24 protein-coding genes, 3 tRNA genes and 1 pseudogene are annotated in these 14596 nt (G+C 65.5%); 22 read left to right on the top strand and 6 right to left on the bottom strand.

Annotated elements, in window-relative coordinates; translation table 11 throughout:
* Positions 1-28: 28 nt before the first annotated feature.
* The 5 genes from KDB67_RS04145 to KDB67_RS04125 all read left to right on the top strand — a co-directional run bounded on the left by KDB67_RS04145 (position 29) and on the right by KDB67_RS04125 (position 2281).
* Positions 29-110, top strand: a tRNA-Tyr gene (locus KDB67_RS04145).
* Positions 74-757 carry a hypothetical protein gene (locus KDB67_RS04140; protein WP_291012749.1) on the top strand — a complete coding sequence of 228 codons (684 nt, stop codon included), beginning with the start codon at positions 74-76 and terminating at the stop codon, positions 755-757. The genes KDB67_RS04145 and KDB67_RS04140 overlap by 37 nt, the downstream gene beginning before the upstream one ends.
* Positions 758-766: 9 nt before the next feature.
* Positions 767-1021, top strand: a complete 255-nt coding sequence (locus KDB67_RS04135) for a hypothetical protein (protein WP_291012746.1) — start codon at positions 767-769, stop codon at positions 1019-1021.
* A 152-nt stretch (positions 1022-1173) separates the two neighbouring features.
* Positions 1174-1881, top strand: coding sequence for a hypothetical protein (locus KDB67_RS04130; protein WP_291012743.1), 708 nt, complete (start codon positions 1174-1176; stop codon positions 1879-1881).
* Positions 1882-1900: 19 nt separating this feature from the next.
* Entirely contained in the window at positions 1901-2281 is a 381-nt protein-coding gene (locus KDB67_RS04125; protein ID WP_291012741.1) for a head decoration protein, read from the top strand.
* Positions 2282-2397: 116 nt separating this feature from the next.
* On the opposite strand, the gene KDB67_RS04120 is transcribed toward KDB67_RS04125, so the two are convergent.
* The 4 genes from KDB67_RS04120 to KDB67_RS04105 all read right to left on the bottom strand — a co-directional run bounded on the left by KDB67_RS04120 (position 2398) and on the right by KDB67_RS04105 (position 4763).
* Positions 2398-2470 (bottom strand) — tRNA-Asn (locus KDB67_RS04120).
* 457 nt (positions 2471-2927) lie between these two features.
* Positions 2928-3668, bottom strand: coding sequence for a site-specific integrase (locus tag KDB67_RS04115; protein ID WP_291012739.1), 741 nt, complete (start codon positions 3666-3668; stop codon positions 2928-2930).
* Positions 3641-4135, bottom strand: a complete 495-nt coding sequence (locus KDB67_RS04110; protein ID WP_291012737.1) for a hypothetical protein — start codon at positions 4133-4135, stop codon at positions 3641-3643. Before KDB67_RS04110 ends, KDB67_RS04115 begins: the two co-directional genes overlap by 28 nt.
* Complete coding sequence (locus KDB67_RS04105; RefSeq protein ID WP_291012734.1) at positions 4122-4763, bottom strand: helix-turn-helix transcriptional regulator; 642 nt, start codon at positions 4761-4763, stop codon at positions 4122-4124. The genes KDB67_RS04110 and KDB67_RS04105 overlap by 14 nt, the downstream gene beginning before the upstream one ends.
* A gap of 137 nt (positions 4764-4900) precedes the next feature.
* On the opposite strand from KDB67_RS04105, the gene KDB67_RS04100 reads away from it, so the two are divergent.
* The 16 genes from KDB67_RS04100 (at position 4901) to KDB67_RS04030 (ending at position 12783) form a co-directional block, all read left to right on the top strand.
* Positions 4901-5086 (top strand): hypothetical protein, encoded by a 186-nt coding sequence (locus KDB67_RS04100; protein WP_291012732.1) that lies wholly within the window; start codon positions 4901-4903, stop codon positions 5084-5086.
* Complete coding sequence (locus KDB67_RS04095) at positions 5083-5412, top strand: hypothetical protein (protein WP_291012730.1); 330 nt, start codon at positions 5083-5085, stop codon at positions 5410-5412. Before KDB67_RS04100 ends, KDB67_RS04095 begins: the two co-directional genes overlap by 4 nt.
* Positions 5409-5591: a hypothetical protein gene (locus KDB67_RS04090; protein WP_291012727.1), complete on the top strand. Its 183-nt coding sequence runs from the start codon at positions 5409-5411 to the stop codon at positions 5589-5591. The genes KDB67_RS04095 and KDB67_RS04090 overlap by 4 nt, the downstream gene beginning before the upstream one ends.
* Positions 5588-5995 carry a hypothetical protein gene (locus tag KDB67_RS04085; RefSeq protein WP_291012724.1) on the top strand — a complete coding sequence of 136 codons (408 nt, stop codon included), beginning with the start codon at positions 5588-5590 and terminating at the stop codon, positions 5993-5995. Before KDB67_RS04090 ends, KDB67_RS04085 begins: the two co-directional genes overlap by 4 nt.
* Positions 5992-6219: a hypothetical protein gene (locus tag KDB67_RS04080; protein ID WP_291012722.1), complete on the top strand. Its 228-nt coding sequence runs from the start codon at positions 5992-5994 to the stop codon at positions 6217-6219. Before KDB67_RS04085 ends, KDB67_RS04080 begins: the two co-directional genes overlap by 4 nt.
* A complete protein-coding gene (locus KDB67_RS04075) occupies positions 6216-6443 on the top strand; it encodes a hypothetical protein (protein WP_291012720.1) in 228 nt (75 codons plus the stop codon). Before KDB67_RS04080 ends, KDB67_RS04075 begins: the two co-directional genes overlap by 4 nt.
* Positions 6440-6673, top strand: a complete 234-nt coding sequence (locus KDB67_RS04070) for a hypothetical protein (protein WP_291012718.1) — start codon at positions 6440-6442, stop codon at positions 6671-6673. Before KDB67_RS04075 ends, KDB67_RS04070 begins: the two co-directional genes overlap by 4 nt.
* A gap of 180 nt (positions 6674-6853) precedes the next feature.
* A complete protein-coding gene (locus KDB67_RS04065; protein WP_291012716.1) occupies positions 6854-7066 on the top strand; it encodes a helix-turn-helix domain-containing protein in 213 nt (70 codons plus the stop codon).
* Positions 7063-7317 carry a DUF6011 domain-containing protein gene (locus KDB67_RS22345; RefSeq protein WP_366851754.1) on the top strand — a complete coding sequence of 85 codons (255 nt, stop codon included), beginning with the start codon at positions 7063-7065 and terminating at the stop codon, positions 7315-7317. The genes KDB67_RS04065 and KDB67_RS22345 overlap by 4 nt, the downstream gene beginning before the upstream one ends.
* Positions 7314-8117 (top strand): bifunctional DNA primase/polymerase, encoded by an 804-nt coding sequence (locus tag KDB67_RS04060; protein WP_291012714.1) that lies wholly within the window; start codon positions 7314-7316, stop codon positions 8115-8117. The genes KDB67_RS22345 and KDB67_RS04060 overlap by 4 nt, the downstream gene beginning before the upstream one ends.
* Positions 8114-9931, top strand: a complete 1818-nt coding sequence (locus tag KDB67_RS04055) for a hypothetical protein (protein ID WP_291012712.1) — start codon at positions 8114-8116, stop codon at positions 9929-9931. Before KDB67_RS04060 ends, KDB67_RS04055 begins: the two co-directional genes overlap by 4 nt.
* The gene (locus KDB67_RS04050; protein ID WP_291012710.1) at positions 9928-10302 is read left to right on the top strand and encodes a hypothetical protein; all 375 of its coding nucleotides are present in this window, start codon (positions 9928-9930) and stop codon (positions 10300-10302) included. Before KDB67_RS04055 ends, KDB67_RS04050 begins: the two co-directional genes overlap by 4 nt.
* A gap of 80 nt (positions 10303-10382) precedes the next feature.
* A complete protein-coding gene (locus KDB67_RS04045) occupies positions 10383-11042 on the top strand; it encodes a hypothetical protein (RefSeq protein WP_291012707.1) in 660 nt (219 codons plus the stop codon).
* A gap of 134 nt (positions 11043-11176) precedes the next feature.
* Complete coding sequence (locus tag KDB67_RS04040) at positions 11177-11320, top strand: hypothetical protein (protein WP_291012705.1); 144 nt, start codon at positions 11177-11179, stop codon at positions 11318-11320.
* A gap of 663 nt (positions 11321-11983) precedes the next feature.
* Complete coding sequence (locus tag KDB67_RS04035; RefSeq protein ID WP_291012703.1) at positions 11984-12139, top strand: hypothetical protein; 156 nt, start codon at positions 11984-11986, stop codon at positions 12137-12139.
* An 83-nt stretch (positions 12140-12222) separates the two neighbouring features.
* On the top strand, positions 12223-12783 hold the full coding sequence (locus KDB67_RS04030) for a recombinase family protein (RefSeq protein ID WP_291012701.1): 561 nt from the start codon (positions 12223-12225) through the stop codon (positions 12781-12783).
* Between the two features lie 108 nt (positions 12784-12891).
* Here the strand turns inward: KDB67_RS04030 and KDB67_RS04025 are convergent.
* Positions 12892-12968 (bottom strand) — tRNA-Ile (locus tag KDB67_RS04025).
* 550 nt (positions 12969-13518) lie between these two features.
* Between KDB67_RS04025 and KDB67_RS04020 the strand changes: the two genes are divergently transcribed.
* Positions 13519-13968: a hypothetical protein gene (locus KDB67_RS04020; protein WP_291012698.1), complete on the top strand. Its 450-nt coding sequence runs from the start codon at positions 13519-13521 to the stop codon at positions 13966-13968.
* Between the two features lie 37 nt (positions 13969-14005).
* Here the strand turns inward: KDB67_RS04020 and KDB67_RS04015 are convergent.
* Positions 14006-14596, bottom strand: a pseudogene (locus tag KDB67_RS04015) (DNA primase); the annotation flags it as partial.

Here is a 14596-nt window from a genome sequence, read left to right as displayed (position 1 = left end):
GAGCGGGGCCCTGCGTTTCTAGCTTTCCGGGGGTGACGACGCTGGTGCGTCATCCGGACTGTAAATCCGGCGCGTGAGCATGGCAGGTTCGATCCCTGCCACCCCCACCACCTGGCAAGGTGTGAATGACCTCACGGCGTCTGGGGTGAGCACCGGTCGTCCGTCGCCCGGCGCAATGCCTCGGAAGTCGAGCGTGCCGCCGCCGCAGCCGCCGCGAGATGACGACACTGATCGCCGCAGCGGGCAGACCGCCGGTGGTGGCGGGGGTGGTGATGACGGGAACGGCAGTGATCGGACCGGGTTTGACGATCCGTCAGAGCGTGATTTCCCCGACTGGGTACCGTTCCGGCGTGCAGATGTCAGGGAGCTCGGAGGCAATGACTATGAACATTTCAAGGGGACCGACGGCACTGGCGGCGGCGGACACCATCACAAGTCGCGAATTCCAGACGCTTCCAAGTTTCCCGTTTCAGTCGACACGCTGGAAGACCTGCAAGCAGTTCAAGATTCTGTGCTCGCAAACTACTCGATGGCAAGGTTTGACGACGAGTACGAGTCATACGTCTTTCGAGGGTTGGTCGACTACGGCGGTAATCGCATGGTCGTAGACGTCGCGATTGACCGATGGGGAACCCCTCGAACGATCTACCCGGTGAATGGCGACAACGTGAGACGTAACGACAAACGCGGTAGGGATGGTGGGCTCGTAGACCTTGACCTATGGTTCCTGGACAATTGGGAGCCCAGGAAGGCGTAGGATCAATGCATGGACTGTATCGAAGCCACCCGGGCGCTGTTCGACGCTGCGGGCGTCTCTCGTGCCCCTCGATACGGTGACAATCTTCTTGAGTTCATCGCGTCGGTCAATATCGCCACCAAGCACGGTGCGCAGCTCGCCCCTGCCGTCGCGGACGAAGTTGAAGACCTGGCACGCAGAATGCTCCGACCAGATTCACGCTCGACAGAAGAGCTATTGACGAAGATCCGCGCGCTGCGTAAGCGTCACGCGGCGACATCGTAGGAATACGACAGATCGAGAACCCCGCAACCTTCTGAGGGTGCGGGGTTCTCGCAAATCTACCCAAGTCTTCCCCTCCCCTGCTCAGGGTGGGGGCTGTCGCCCGTCATCGGGCATCCCGTTGTTCATCCCCCTCGACATGAGGAGTTGTTGTTATGCCCCAAGCGTTTCCGATTCATCCGGTGACCGGTGTTCGGGCGATCGGTTTCTCCAAGCGTGGTCCTATCTGGCCCGTCATCGGCGCCAGCCCCGACCACGACGGTGACCCCGCCAGCGGTGCGCCGCCGGCCGGTGAGCAGGGCGACGGTCAGCCTCCGGCTGATCGTGGGTTCCCCGCGGACACGCCGATTGCGGAGATGACGGTCGAGCAGCAGCTGGCCTACTTCAAGCACCACGATCGGCGTAAGGCCGAGCAGCTCAAGAAGTTCGGCGGCATCACCCCCGAAGCGGCCAGAGCGGCGGCCGATCGGGTGGCCGAGCTCGAACGTGAGCAGCTCTCGGCCGCGGACAAGGCGATCGCCGACGCCCGTGACCAGGCGAGCGCCGAGGCGACCGCGACGACCGAGGCCAGGGTGCGCGCCGAGATGGCCGGCCAGCTCCTGGAGGCCACAGTCGCCGGTTCGGGTCTACCGGAGGCGCAGCAGAAGGCGGTGCTGGCGATGACCGATGCGGCCAAGTTCCTCGACGAGTCCGGCACGTTCGACACCGCCGGCCTGCGCGCGCATCTGGCGACCTTCGCCAGCACCACGCAGTCGGGCACCTCGCGGCAGTGGGGTCAAAGCGGCAACAACCAGCCACCGGCCAACACGGGTGCGGCGCTGGGTTTGGCCGAGGCGCACAAGCGTTTCGGAAAGAATTCGTAACAGATCAAGGAGGTTCGTTGTGGCAACCGATATTTCGTTGCAGGAGACGACCTATCAGGTCGGTGACCGGCGGTGGCTGCTGTCCCCGCACGGCACCGACTACACCCCCGGCGTCACCCTGGATGTCGCCAAGTTCACCCCGGCCACGCACTACCCGAACGGGTACATCCCGTCCGGGACCGTGGTCGGGATCGTCACCGCCACCGGCAAGGCCGGTCCCTACAAGCCGGCGGCCTCGGATGGCACCGAGGTCGCGGCCGGGATTCTGTTCGCCGATTGCCGGGTGATCCGCGCCAACGGCACCACCGCCACCAATGTGGGTTCGGAGGTGCTGGTGCACGGGTTCGTCGACGCGGCCAAGCTGCCGTTCCCAATCGACGCCGCTGGTGCCACCGGTTGATGGCGTCCGGGACACGGCGCCATAGGCTCTCGCTCGGTGGGTAAACCACGATGGCTCGGCCCTGCACACGAAATCAGCCCCTCACCTGCTTGTGCAGGTGAGGGGCCTTTCTTATGCTCCTCCAGCTGGACTCGAACCAGCAACCGTTCGATTAACAGTCGAATGCTCTGCCAATTGAGCTATGGAGGACTGCTGCGGCTCTGGTCACCCGCGGCTCTCGCCGGTGTCACCTGAACCGAGTGATGACTCTAGCCTATGGATACTCCAGACAACAAAACACCAGTTCAGGGCCATTTTCCGGATCAGTAGCCCACCCCGATCGGCTGCGATACCTCCAGCCCGGCTCGCTACTCCCAGGATGGACCACTGGTCACCGGGCGCTCTCCTGGCGCGGTGTTACCGGGCGACCTCTTTGCGCGTACGCGCTATAAGCGGTGAATAAACGGTCAGTCGCCCCGGCTTTCGGACCGGGGCGACTGGCATAACCGCTGGTAGATGGTGGGGAGTGCGGGGCTTGAACCCGCGACCAATCGATTATGCCCAGCCTATACGCGCCAGTTCGGGCGTGTCCGTATCATGTTGACCCTCAACCGATCCCGTACCGTTTGCGTTCACACCAGCGTGTGTGAATACGGTGCGAGTCCCGCTATATTCGTGCCTTATTCGTGCCCTCGACGACGGACCCCAGCGCATCCGCCACCGCACGATGGACCCGCTTGCGCGCCATGTACACATCCTGAGTCATCGACACCTTCGTGTGCCCGAGCTGGTCCGCAGCAACCCGCGCCGATAGCCCCGCATCGTCGATCACCGTGGCCAGCGTCCGCCGCCACGAGTGCGACGACACCGCGTCAATGTCCAGGCCGCTTGATCCGCGCCACTCCCGCCAGAGCCTCGCTGTGTTGTTCGTGTCCCTCCACGTCCCTACCGCCGACGGAAACACCTTCGCGTCGACCTCGACACCGACGGCACGAGCGGTGAGCGCAGCGGCCAACCACACCGGGACGGCCACCGTCCGCGCCTGGTCGCCGTTCTTGAGCCCGTCCAGGCGTACCGTCCCCTTCCCTACCGCCGTCGTCACCCGTCCCGAGAACGTGATCGTTGCGGCGCCGAGGTCCACGTCGGACCACCGCAGCGCGAGGACTTCGGAGATCCGCGCACCGGTCCCCATGAGCACGAGCACCACGTCACGCAGATCCTTGCGCCGGCAGTATGCCGACGTGCTCACCCGCTTGAACACACGCACCATCGTTGCCGTGTCCACCGCGGGCGCTCCCCCGGCCGGTGCCCTGGTCCGCTTCATCGTGGCGAGCTGACCCACCGGGTTCTGTGCGATCACCCCGGCGAGCACAGCGTCGGTCAGCACGGTCTTGAGCAGGCCCCGCACCTGTCTTGCCCTGGTGTCACCGTTCGCCCGCTGTATGCCGGCCAACGCATCGGTGAGTACCCGCGGTGTGGCCTCGCCGACACGCACCGCACCGCACCGAGGAACGGTTTCGCGGCCTTCACCGCGTACCGGTAGGTGTCCACCGTTTTCGGTGACGGTTTCCCGCTGGTCTCGCTCTCCACCTCGATGCGCGTGATGTGCCGGTCCAGGAGGTCACCGAGTCGTGTGTCGGTGGTGAGTTCGCCGGCGCCTGGTGGTTGCCGTACCGCGAGCGCAGCCCGTAGCGCCGCTTCCGCCTTGTCGCCGTACTTGTCGACGACACCGGCCGGTGTGATCGCTTTCGCGTACCGGACTTCGCCGTCTGCGTCGCGTACGCGGCATCGGGCGAGGTATCGGCCGTCGGGTTGTGGGTAGCGGGTGATCTTGCCGTGCTCGCCGATCTTGAGCCGTGGTCTACCCCTGCCCATCGCCGGCCTTGATCGCTTCACGTGCGTCGGCAGGAAGGCGGTCCAAGTCGATGGTGCCGCCGCTGGCGATGATGAGTGATGCGATTCTGACGAGCTGCCCACGCGATACGTCAACCATCCGTTGTAGCGACGAAAGTTCGTCCTCATCCGGGATATGTAGCGGCCTGTCAAGTTCGGAACGCAAGAATTTCCGGGAACGGATTAGATCGACGGTTGTATATTGCAACATGCGCGCAAGGTAAACCGTATAGTTCGATGATTCTTTGCCGCCGCCGACGTATCCGTCCACGGCATCGTTCGGCTCTGCACGTTCACCCGAAAACCATTGCAGTGCAGAGATTGAACGCAAATTGTCATCCGGCGATACCTCTACTTCACCGTCCGGCAGGTCTGGGTAGATCAATTGCACCGGTGGCACATTCAGTGCCCGAGCGAGAATGACGAGTTCGGATATGTCTAGTGTCTTCTTTCGCCCGTTTTCAAGGTCCGCGATCACAGTTCGCGTGATCCGCATTCCAAGTTCGTCGGTACGGTCTGACAGTTTCGCCGCCGAGAGCTTCCGCTCATCACGGCATCGTCGGACCTCTGCCGCGATCCTCGCCACGAGTTCATGGTTCCACTGAGTCATAACCACGCAGACTACGCCGAACGCGCGTGGTCGTTGCGCAGCTATGGCGCGTCGTGCTACTACTTGGACGGCTCACGCAAACTAGAGCGAATCGCCAAGCTCTTGCGTATCTCATACACAGAAAGTTGGTTCCGCGCATGACCCCCACGCTCCACGACTGGAAGGCCACCGGCGAACGCCTGGGCGGCATCGGCCGGTCCTCCGTGTTCAAACTCTGGTACTCCGGCGAACTCGGCTCCGTGAAGGTCCTCGACCGCCGGTTCTCCACCGACGAACAGATCAACGAGTACATCACCCGGCAGACCGAAGGCGGTGCCGCGTGAGCGGCCGCAACCTCGAACGGCTTCTCGCTCGCCTCGACGCACTGGGCGACCAGGTACGTAAGGACGTCGACCAGATCGTGTGCGAGGTTGAACGTGCTACCGGGATCACTGGCCGCGCAACCGAACTCGACCTCGCCCCGCTGACCGGTCCCGAGCAGATGCTCGCCGAACTCGACGCGATCACCGACGTGTGCCGGCAACTGTCCGCCACCGTCACCGGCGACACCATCATGAAGATCGCCGCACGCCTCGAACGGGTCGCTGACCACTACGAGGCCGAGCACCGGTTGCACGAACAGCCGCAGGAGAGCGAGCACACCCCGTGATCGACCGCTATGCCGCTCTGGTGGCGCACGCGGACACCGGCCTGGGCCTGGACGAGTACAACGGCCCCGCCCGGTTCACCCGGCCCACAGACCGAGATAGGAACGGCCTCAGCGCATCCGACCAAGAACCCGCTGAGGCCACCAACCCCAACCCCCACAAGAAGGGACAGGATCAATGAGTGATTTTACCGGCGCCGCCATCACGATGGTGCAACCACTGCTCGCCGGCCCGATGGTCTACATCTCGCACGCCCCGGCCGGGACCATCGCGGCCGCCGGTATCCGCATCGAGCTGTACACCGACACCACCCCGGCCATCCCGGTCATGCCGTGGCGTGCGGTTCTGGACATGCTGGCCGCCCACCGCGAGGACCAGCCGCTGTATGAGTGGCGCGACGACGACGGCGCCCCGATCCTGCGCACCTGGCGCTATGTCGGCGACCACGACGAGCACGTCGTCATGGTCGGTATCCGTGGCCGCGCAACACTTCTCGTTGCTGCCGCGGCGTGGGAATCGGTGCTCGACGACATCAGCATGGTGACCGTCGGGCAGATCGTTGACGCGTCGGTGGTGACCGTATGAGCACCACGATCCGCTGTGATCGCTGCAAACGGCGTCTGCGTAACCCGGCCGCCCCGAACGCGTGGAATGCGACGTTCAAGGCCGGGCGCATCGTCGGGTACCTGTGCCCCGACTGCCAGACACCGGCCGAGAACGCCGAAGCCGAGATCAACGAGGCCACCCTCGTTTACGGGCAGACCGCCGGCGGCCGGTACTTCGGTGTGCCGAAGGGGACCGGACGGTGACCTACGAACCGACCGCAGACCAGGGGTACATCCTGGTCGCCACCGTCGGCGCCTCATGGGTGTCCGTGTCCACCGAGTTCGGTTGCCGGCCGGTGGTGTGCCTCGACCTCGACCGCAACACCACGTTCGACCAGGCCGACGCGCTGCAACTGGCTGACGGCATCCGCAAGGCCGCCGACATCGTCGCCCTAATCACTTCCACGACAAGGACATTCACATCATGACCGAACTGATTCACGAGACTGTGCGTGCTGTTGACCTCGCCGGTGACACCACCGCCATGACCTCGACCGGCACGGCCACCATCAGCGTGTCCGACGGGCAAGTGTGGCTGGATCTGCCCGACCGGTACGGGCAGGTCACCGGCTACAACTTCACTCCCGACGATTGGACTCGCCTGCTGGTGTCTGCGTTGCGGGTGACGTTGGCGCACCGCAACCCCGACGGGGAGTAACCCCCGACTGTTCGATCAGCCCCGGCCGCGCAATCGGTAGTGAGCGAGGATTCGAGACCTCGCCGGGGCACCACCACCACCGCATCACGTAACCGCTGGTCACAGCCAGCTCGCCCGGCCGTTGCACCCCCTACACATCTACTCATGCCAGCTCGATTGTCCCGACCGAGGAGAACACGAATGGCCGCCCGCAGGTCCGCACCGACCACCGCACCAGACCCCAACCAATTGCTGACCGAGGAACAGTTCGCCGACCTGTCCGGGTTCGGTCTTGAAGCCGTCCGACGGTGGCGCAAGGCAGGGACCGGACCCAAACACCTACTCATCTCTTCCCGGTGGATTCGTTACCGCCGGTCCGACGTGGATGCCTGGATGGAGGCACAGACCGCATGAGCGGCAACAACACACCCCGCCGACCGGGGGAAGGTCGACGGGGCAACATCCGGGTGAAGGACACAGCAATTCTACAAGCTGGTGATGACCTCGCCCGCCAGCTCCACGAACTACGGGCCAGTGCCGCCGAGCTGGGCTACACGTTGGCCTGCCGCTGCACCGTCTGCCGCCACCCGCTGACCGCTGAACGGTCCGTAGCGCGAGCTGTAGGCCCTGTCTGCCGCCGCCGCATGATGGAGGCCACCGGGTGAGCCTCACACAGCACATGCTTGACGCCGCACTCTCGTACGCCCGCCGCGGGATGCCCGTCCTACCGCTCGAACCCGCACGATGCCTCTGCGATGGGCCACACGAACCGGACCGCAAAGAGTGCCCCGGCAAAGCGCCAGTCGGTCGACTCGTCCGCCACGGCCACAACGACGCCACCTGTGACCCCGATGTCATCCGCAGCTGGTGGCGCGCCGACGTGCTCTACAACGTCGGCATCAGGCCCGCGGCCGGCTACATCGTCCTCGACGTCGACCCCCGCCACGGAGGCCGCCTCGACGAGCTGGGCGGTATCCCACCAACCCGCATCGCCGCCACCGGTGGTGGTGGCTGGCACGTGTGGTTCCGCTGGAACGGTCCCACCCGCGGGATGCTCGCCGATACCGACGGCATCGACATCAAAACCCACACCGGCTACCTGGTGGCACCGCCGTCGATCCATCCCAGCGGCAACCGCTACGAGTGGTTGAGCGAGGAACCGGCCGCGCCACTACCCGCGCACCTTGCCGAGCGTGTCTCACCACCTCGACCTACCCCAGTGAAGGCGAGCATCCCGCGCAGCCAGACACGTTCTCAGCGTCGGTTCGACGAGGTGATTACCCGCATGGCCACCCAGCCCGAGGGGAACCGCAACGGGTTCCTGTTCTGGGCTGCGTGCCGGTGCACCGAGCAGGGAGCGGACGAGGTGACGTTCGCCGCGCTCGCTGCCGCAGCCGCAGCGGCCGGCCTCGATGACCGGCAGATCGACAAGACCATCATCAGCGCCCGAAGGAAGGCCGCATGAGCGCACCGACCACGACCCGTAAGCAACGGCAGAAGGCGAACAAGGCCCGCGGCCAAGCCGAACGCGCCCGCAGCATCCTCGACGAGCTGGCTGCCCAGCACGCCGCCCGCGCAGCGCAATCGTCGGCAGACGACGGCCCGGAAGATGCCCCGGCAACCTCGACCCCCGACTCAGATGGAAGGCCACAGCCCGAGATGACCGACACCGCCGACGGCACCGTGAACCGTGACGACTTTTTCGACCAGACCGACCAGCTCAAGACCATTCGGCAGTGGGCACGTGCCCGGTACGCCGCGCCGTGGGCCGTGTTCGGTGCCGTCATGCTCCGCGTAGCCGCATCCACCGGCCCCGAGGTCCAGTTGCCCGGCGTCATCGGGGACCGCGCATCGCTGAACCTCATGGCCGCGTTCGTGTCCGCGTCCGGTGGTGGCAAGGGCATCAGTGACAAGGTTGCCCGCCTCGCCTGGCCTACCGAGATCCACGAGGAAGGCATCGGGTCCGGTGAAGGCATCGCCGCCCTGTTCACCCCACCGAAGGACGACGACCGGATCACTCGCGCCATCGTGAGCGTCCCCGAGATCGACACTCTGACCGGACTCGCCCAACGGCAGGGAAACACCATCCTCGCCACCCTCAAGGCCGCAGCGATGGGGGAACGGCTGGGGAGCAAAGGCGCGTCTTCGGCGACTTCACGGCGCGTCGATCCGCACAGCTACCGCCTGTGCCTGTCCGTTGGTGGGCAACCCGGGCACACCGGTGTCCTGTTCGATGACACCACCGGTGGGACTCCGCAACGATTCCTGTGGTTCCTCACCACCGACCCGGACATGCCGGCCGACGGTGGTGGAGATCCTGACCCCCTCGACACCACAGCACCATCGTGGAGGGCCGAGCACGATGTCGTGGAGATCGTCTACGGCCCGCCCGAGATCCGCGAACAGATCATCGGCGCCCACCTTGCCCGCCAGCGAGGCGAATCCGACGCTCTCGACGGGCACGCCATGCTTACGCGTTGCAAGGTCGCCGGAGTCCTCGCCATCATGCACGGCCGGTCCGTCGTGTCGGCTCTCGATTGGGAGTTGTCCGGTGTCGTCATGGACGAGTCCGATCGGGTCCGAGAGTGGTTGCTCACCGAAGCGCGCCGGGCCGCGAAGAAGAAGGTTCGGGACCGCGCCATCAGTCGGGCGATGGGTGAGGAGATCATCGCCGAACGACGCCTCGAACGGGCCAAGGCCGCGGTTCTCCGGTGGCTCGAACGTGACGGCGAACTCGCTTCACGAGACCTACGGCCCAAGCTCAAGGCCGACATTCGGGACCAGTTCACCGCGGCACTCGCCGAGCTCGAAGCGGTCGGCGACATCGTCACGGTAGAGGTCGCGAACGGCAAGAGATACCGACTTTCACAGGTACACGCTGTACCCGAGGTACAGCCCCCAAAACCGCAGGTCAGACACGCTGTACCCGAGGTACAGCGTGTACCCGAAAAGGGGACAGTACCAACCGCATTCAGTGAGGTCGCTCACACGGAACCGGTCAGTGCGACCGCCGAGCAAACCGCCCTGAACGCCCTTCCCGGCCGCATCCTCAAACGGCTACGCAACGGGCCGATGGAGCATTCGCGGTTGGTCGCCACCGCCCGCGGCTACAGCGTCAACGGCGACCACCGAAACCTCACCAGTCAGCAAGTCGTGGCCGTCCTCGAACAGATGACCGCCGACGAACAGATCACCGTCACAGCGGCCCGCCGCGAGGGGATGCCCCGAGGATTACCGCTCCGCACCTACGCACTCACCCCCGAGGAGACCGAACGATGACTGATCCGCAGCCGATCAGCGACGCTGAACGACTCCTCCTGATCCCCGGCACCGCCGTGCCCCTCGACGACGACGGCGCAGCCGGCTACTACCTCGCCGCCAGCCTCGACACCGACGGCGACACCGACCTATGGATCGTTGACCGCGAACTCATGCGCCGCGGACCGTCCGACGACACCGGCGACCGCTGGCCCACACACGAAGACGAGGGTGAGCTACCCGACGAGTTCAAAGCCCGCATCGCCGCCGTACCGCTGCTGTGCGGCCGCCCCACCCGCAAGGGCCGCCCCTGCCGTCTGGTGGTCGACGCGCCCGGCGCACCGTGCCAGCTCCACCAGACCAGCACCGCAGACCAGGAGACCAACCGATGAGCGAGCATCCGCAGGGACTGTCGTTCACCGACTGACCAGCACCGTTGCACCCCTCACCCACAAAACCGACACCAATTTTCGTGACCTTCACCACAGCAAGGGAGAACCTGAGCATGACCAACCCGTACCGCAAACCCGAACCCGCCATCATCCGCGACCTCGACGGCGAACCCCAGCTCAACCGTGCCGCGCTGCGCCTGCTGTTCGGGTGCGACACATTCGGCGACCCCACCGACCTACCCGGCTCAGTGCAAGCCGCCGGCATCCGGCGACGCCAGCACTACGAGGCCGCCACCGGCAACACCACACCCAACATGCTCGACGTCCTCGCCTACTGGGCACGCCACGACGGCATCACCCTCTACAGCGAAGACACCACCGGCCACCGCACCGACATCACCATGCACGGCGCCGGACAGACCATGCCCGACCTGGTGGTGATCACCGACACCGACGGCCAACCCTCCGGCATCGTCGACGTCGACCAGCTGCAAGGCGACGCCACCAAGTTCATGTACGACCTCGCCGAGCAAGCCGGTGACGACGATGCCCTCGACAAGGTGGTGGAGCGTTGGCACGGCACCCGCGACCCGGACGAGTTCGGCTACCTGTGCGCCGCCGCCCTGAGCTTGCTGGTGCGGTGTGTGCTCGCCCCCATCCTCGACGTCGCCGACACCGCCGGCATCGACCTACGAACCGGCCTACGAGAAGCCGCCGACAACGCCCGAAACACCCTGTGACCGAAACCCACAACGCGCCGAAAGTCAGACCACTACCACTCAGGACAGGACCCGCCGACCGACCCACTACCACCGAACACCGGGCGCCGCGTCAAACCACTACCACTCAATACGACGGCCGAGGAGACCAGCCGATGACCACACCAGCACACGCACCCGACCAGCCGACCAGGTTGCTCGACGCGCTCGACGACATGACGACCACCCCCGAGGGTCACGCGTTCATCGCCGGCATACGAACCGGGCTCACCCTCGACGACCTCGACCACGACGACTGACCGGCCCCTTCGGTGTCCAAGTTGGACACCAGGTGCCGGGGCATCGTCGTATCCGGGCGCAAATCTGCGCCCGGTCGCACCTTTCGTGTGTCGGTGGTGTGTGTTTCCTGGGGCCTGGACCTCACCCAAGTGAAACCACTGCACATCAATCCCGCCCTCACCCGCACGGGCCGCACCGATGTCACCAATTGGTGACACCCCGCTCCCTGATCCCGCCCTCACCCGCACGGGCCGCACCGACTGGGGAATTTCCCCAGTCGAACGAACGGGATCCCGCCCTCACCCGCACGGGCCGCACGTCCGACTGCGGAATTTCCGCAGTCGCCTCAAGATCCCGCCCTCACCCGCACGGGCCGCACCCTCGACCACCTGCCCCGGTGACGCCGTCGCCCTCGATCCGTGTGCAGTTGCCGGCCGATGCCTCGACCGCCTGGTGTTGGTGGTCGGGACGGGGCGAGCATCCGGGGGAGATCCGCAGCCGCGCGCGTGCCGTCGCCGAGGCGGTGTTCGAACACGCGCGGTGTCAATGTGGGGTATTCCCAAGTTGACACCCTCGCCGACACCCATCGCCCCAGCAAAATAGGGCCGGAAAGTGGATTGTTTGACACATTCAAGTAGACGCCATAGAGTCTACTTTGACAGTCACTACTGAGGGAGCACCGAATGACCACCAAGCTGACCTACTTCCGCCTCGCCTACACCGACGCCGTCAACGGCTCCGAGTACGACGCCTCGATCATGGCCGTCGACGCAGCCGACGCCATCGCCCGACTCCGCGAGATCAACGACGGACTGGGCACCGGCTACCGCATCCGGTAGCCGGCCCCGGCCGGGGGAAACCACCACCCCCGGCCCGTCGCACTCCCTCACCCCGAGACCTCGACCCGCAGGAGAACCCCACGATGACCGGCACCCGCATCGGCTACAAGCGAGTCAGCACCGTCGACCAGAACGAAGCGCGCCAGCTCGACGGCATCACCGTCGATCGCCTGTTCGTCGACAAGGCCAGCGGCAAGGACCGCAACCGACCGCAGCTTGCCGAGATGCTGCGCTTCGTCCGCGACGGTGACACCGTGGTGGTGCACTCCCTCGACCGCCTGGGCCGCAACGTCGACGACCTACGCCACATCGTCACCGACCTGACCGGCCGCGGTGTACGCGTCGAAGTCATCACCCAAGGACTGGTGTTCACCGGCGACGACAACCCCATGAACAAGATGCTGCTGACCATGCTCGGTGCGGTCGCCGAGTTCGAACTCGCCATGATCCGCGAACGCCAAGCTGAGGGAATCGCGGTCGCCAAGGCCGCCGGCAAGTACAAGGGCCGCAAGGCCACCCTCGACGACCAGCAGGCCACCGAACTTCGTGCTCGCCACACCGCGGGGGAGTCGGTAGCGGCGCTGGCCCGCGAGTACGGCATCACCCGCCAGTCGGTCTACAACTACCTGGGCCGCAGCGCGTAGACGCTGGTCCGTCCGCTCGAATCCGGCCGATTCCTCGCTATATTCGTGCCTTAAACGTGCCCTTCCCCCGGTTTTCACACCGAGGGAAGGGACGTTTTGCCTGGTAGATGGTGGGGAGTGCGGGGCTTGAACCCGCGACCAATCGATTATGAGTCGACGGCTCTAACCAACTGAGCTAACTCCCCAGGCATCGACACACTACCGGATGCGGTGCCGACGACTTCGCACGTACTCCCCCTCCCCTGTGATCCATACCTCAGTTTGGGGCGGCGCGTGAGATCACCCGGCTCGTCGAGCGAGGGGTCGCGGAGCACCGCACACTGACAGGACTGGTGAATGTCCCGCCCGGGCAACCAGTTTCCTTGTGGAGGGAGGCAATATGACCGCACCGATCAGACACATCTGGGGCAAAGTCCGCCCGACCCCCGATCAGTGTCCAGGCCGACACACCTATGCCGGGGGCTGCGTCTACAACTCGAATGATCCCCATCGGCCGATGTTTCCGGAGGAGCTTCGCCCGGGAATCCGGTCCTCTCGGGCCGCGTAAGCAGCCGGTGACGACATCCTCGTCGCCCGCCGGGCGTTCGGGACCACGCGGGTGGTCATTCGATCCTCGGTAGTCGGCGAGGACGTCTCTCGCCCCGTATTCCACATCTCCGGCAAGTCCGGCGTTGGCGCTGTGAGTTCGTCCGGACGGGTGGAAATCGCCGAAGCGGTGAGCGTAGCCTTCGCTACATGCACACTTCCTTCACTCCCGCACGCCGGGCCGGCGCTGCGGTTCTCGCCGCGGGTATCACACTCGGCGGAACCACCGCCGTCGATTCGCCGGCCGGTGCCGCACCTCACGCGAGCGTGACCGTGTCCAAGACCCGCAATCTCAACCCGAACGGTGAGTGGATCACGGTCAGCGGTAAGAACTTCTCCGGCAAGAACTTCGGTATCTATGTCGGCCTGGCGCAGGACAACAAGTACGGCCCCACCAAGCAGGGCTCGTTCGGTGAGACCAAGTGGCTCAAGCCCAACGAGATCCGTGGCGGCAAGTTCACCACCCGAATCAAGGTGAAGGCCGTGTCGGGCAAGATCAACTGCAAGGTGAACCGCTGCTCGATCCGTACGCTGTCGGCGCACGGTGTGCCCGACCGCACCCAGGACACCAAGACCCCGGTCACCTTCCGCGCGTTCTGATCTTCTGTGCCGCCGCCCGCCACGCACGGGCGGCGGTTCAGTCCTGTTCCAGGAGGCTGCGGCGGTAGGACTCCAGGGCGACGAGGTCACCGAACACCGCGTTGTAGCCGTCCGGATCGTCGCCCGGTGCCATCCGCCGCAGCCGTGACTTGATATCGGCGATCTGGGCGCCCACCCACACTTCCTGCAGCCGCGCGAGCACGCTGGCGATGTACCGCGGGATCCCCGACTCCTCGACCGCCATCGATTCCACGGCCAGCTCGGTCACCAACGACGCCACCGCAGGGTCGTCGATGCGGTGGGTGACGGTGCCGGTCCACTGCACGCCACTGAGTCCGGCCGCGCAACCGCCCGATTCTGCGATCGCCGCGCGGATCCGCTCGTAGGAGGGGTCGGTAAAGCAGTCCTCGGGTAGTGAATCGAAGATGGTTCCCGCAATGCCGGGGTATTGCAGCGCGGCCTTGAGGCCTTCGCGCTGCGGCCAGAGCTTCGGGTCGTCCGGTCGCGGCATCACGCTCATCGGCATCGTGGCCTGTTCGGGACCGGGCGCTCGTCCGCGGACCCCCGACCGGTCCTTACGCCCGCCCGGCGCACCGCGCTTGGCGCTCTCCTGACGAACCCTGCGCAG

The organism is Gordonia sp. (in: high G+C Gram-positive bacteria), from assembly GCF_020438995.1.
Lineage (GTDB): Bacteria > Actinomycetota > Actinomycetes > Mycobacteriales > Mycobacteriaceae > Gordonia.
Note: the sequence above shows the minus strand (reverse complement) of the source record. Positions and strands in the feature narration are given on the sequence as shown.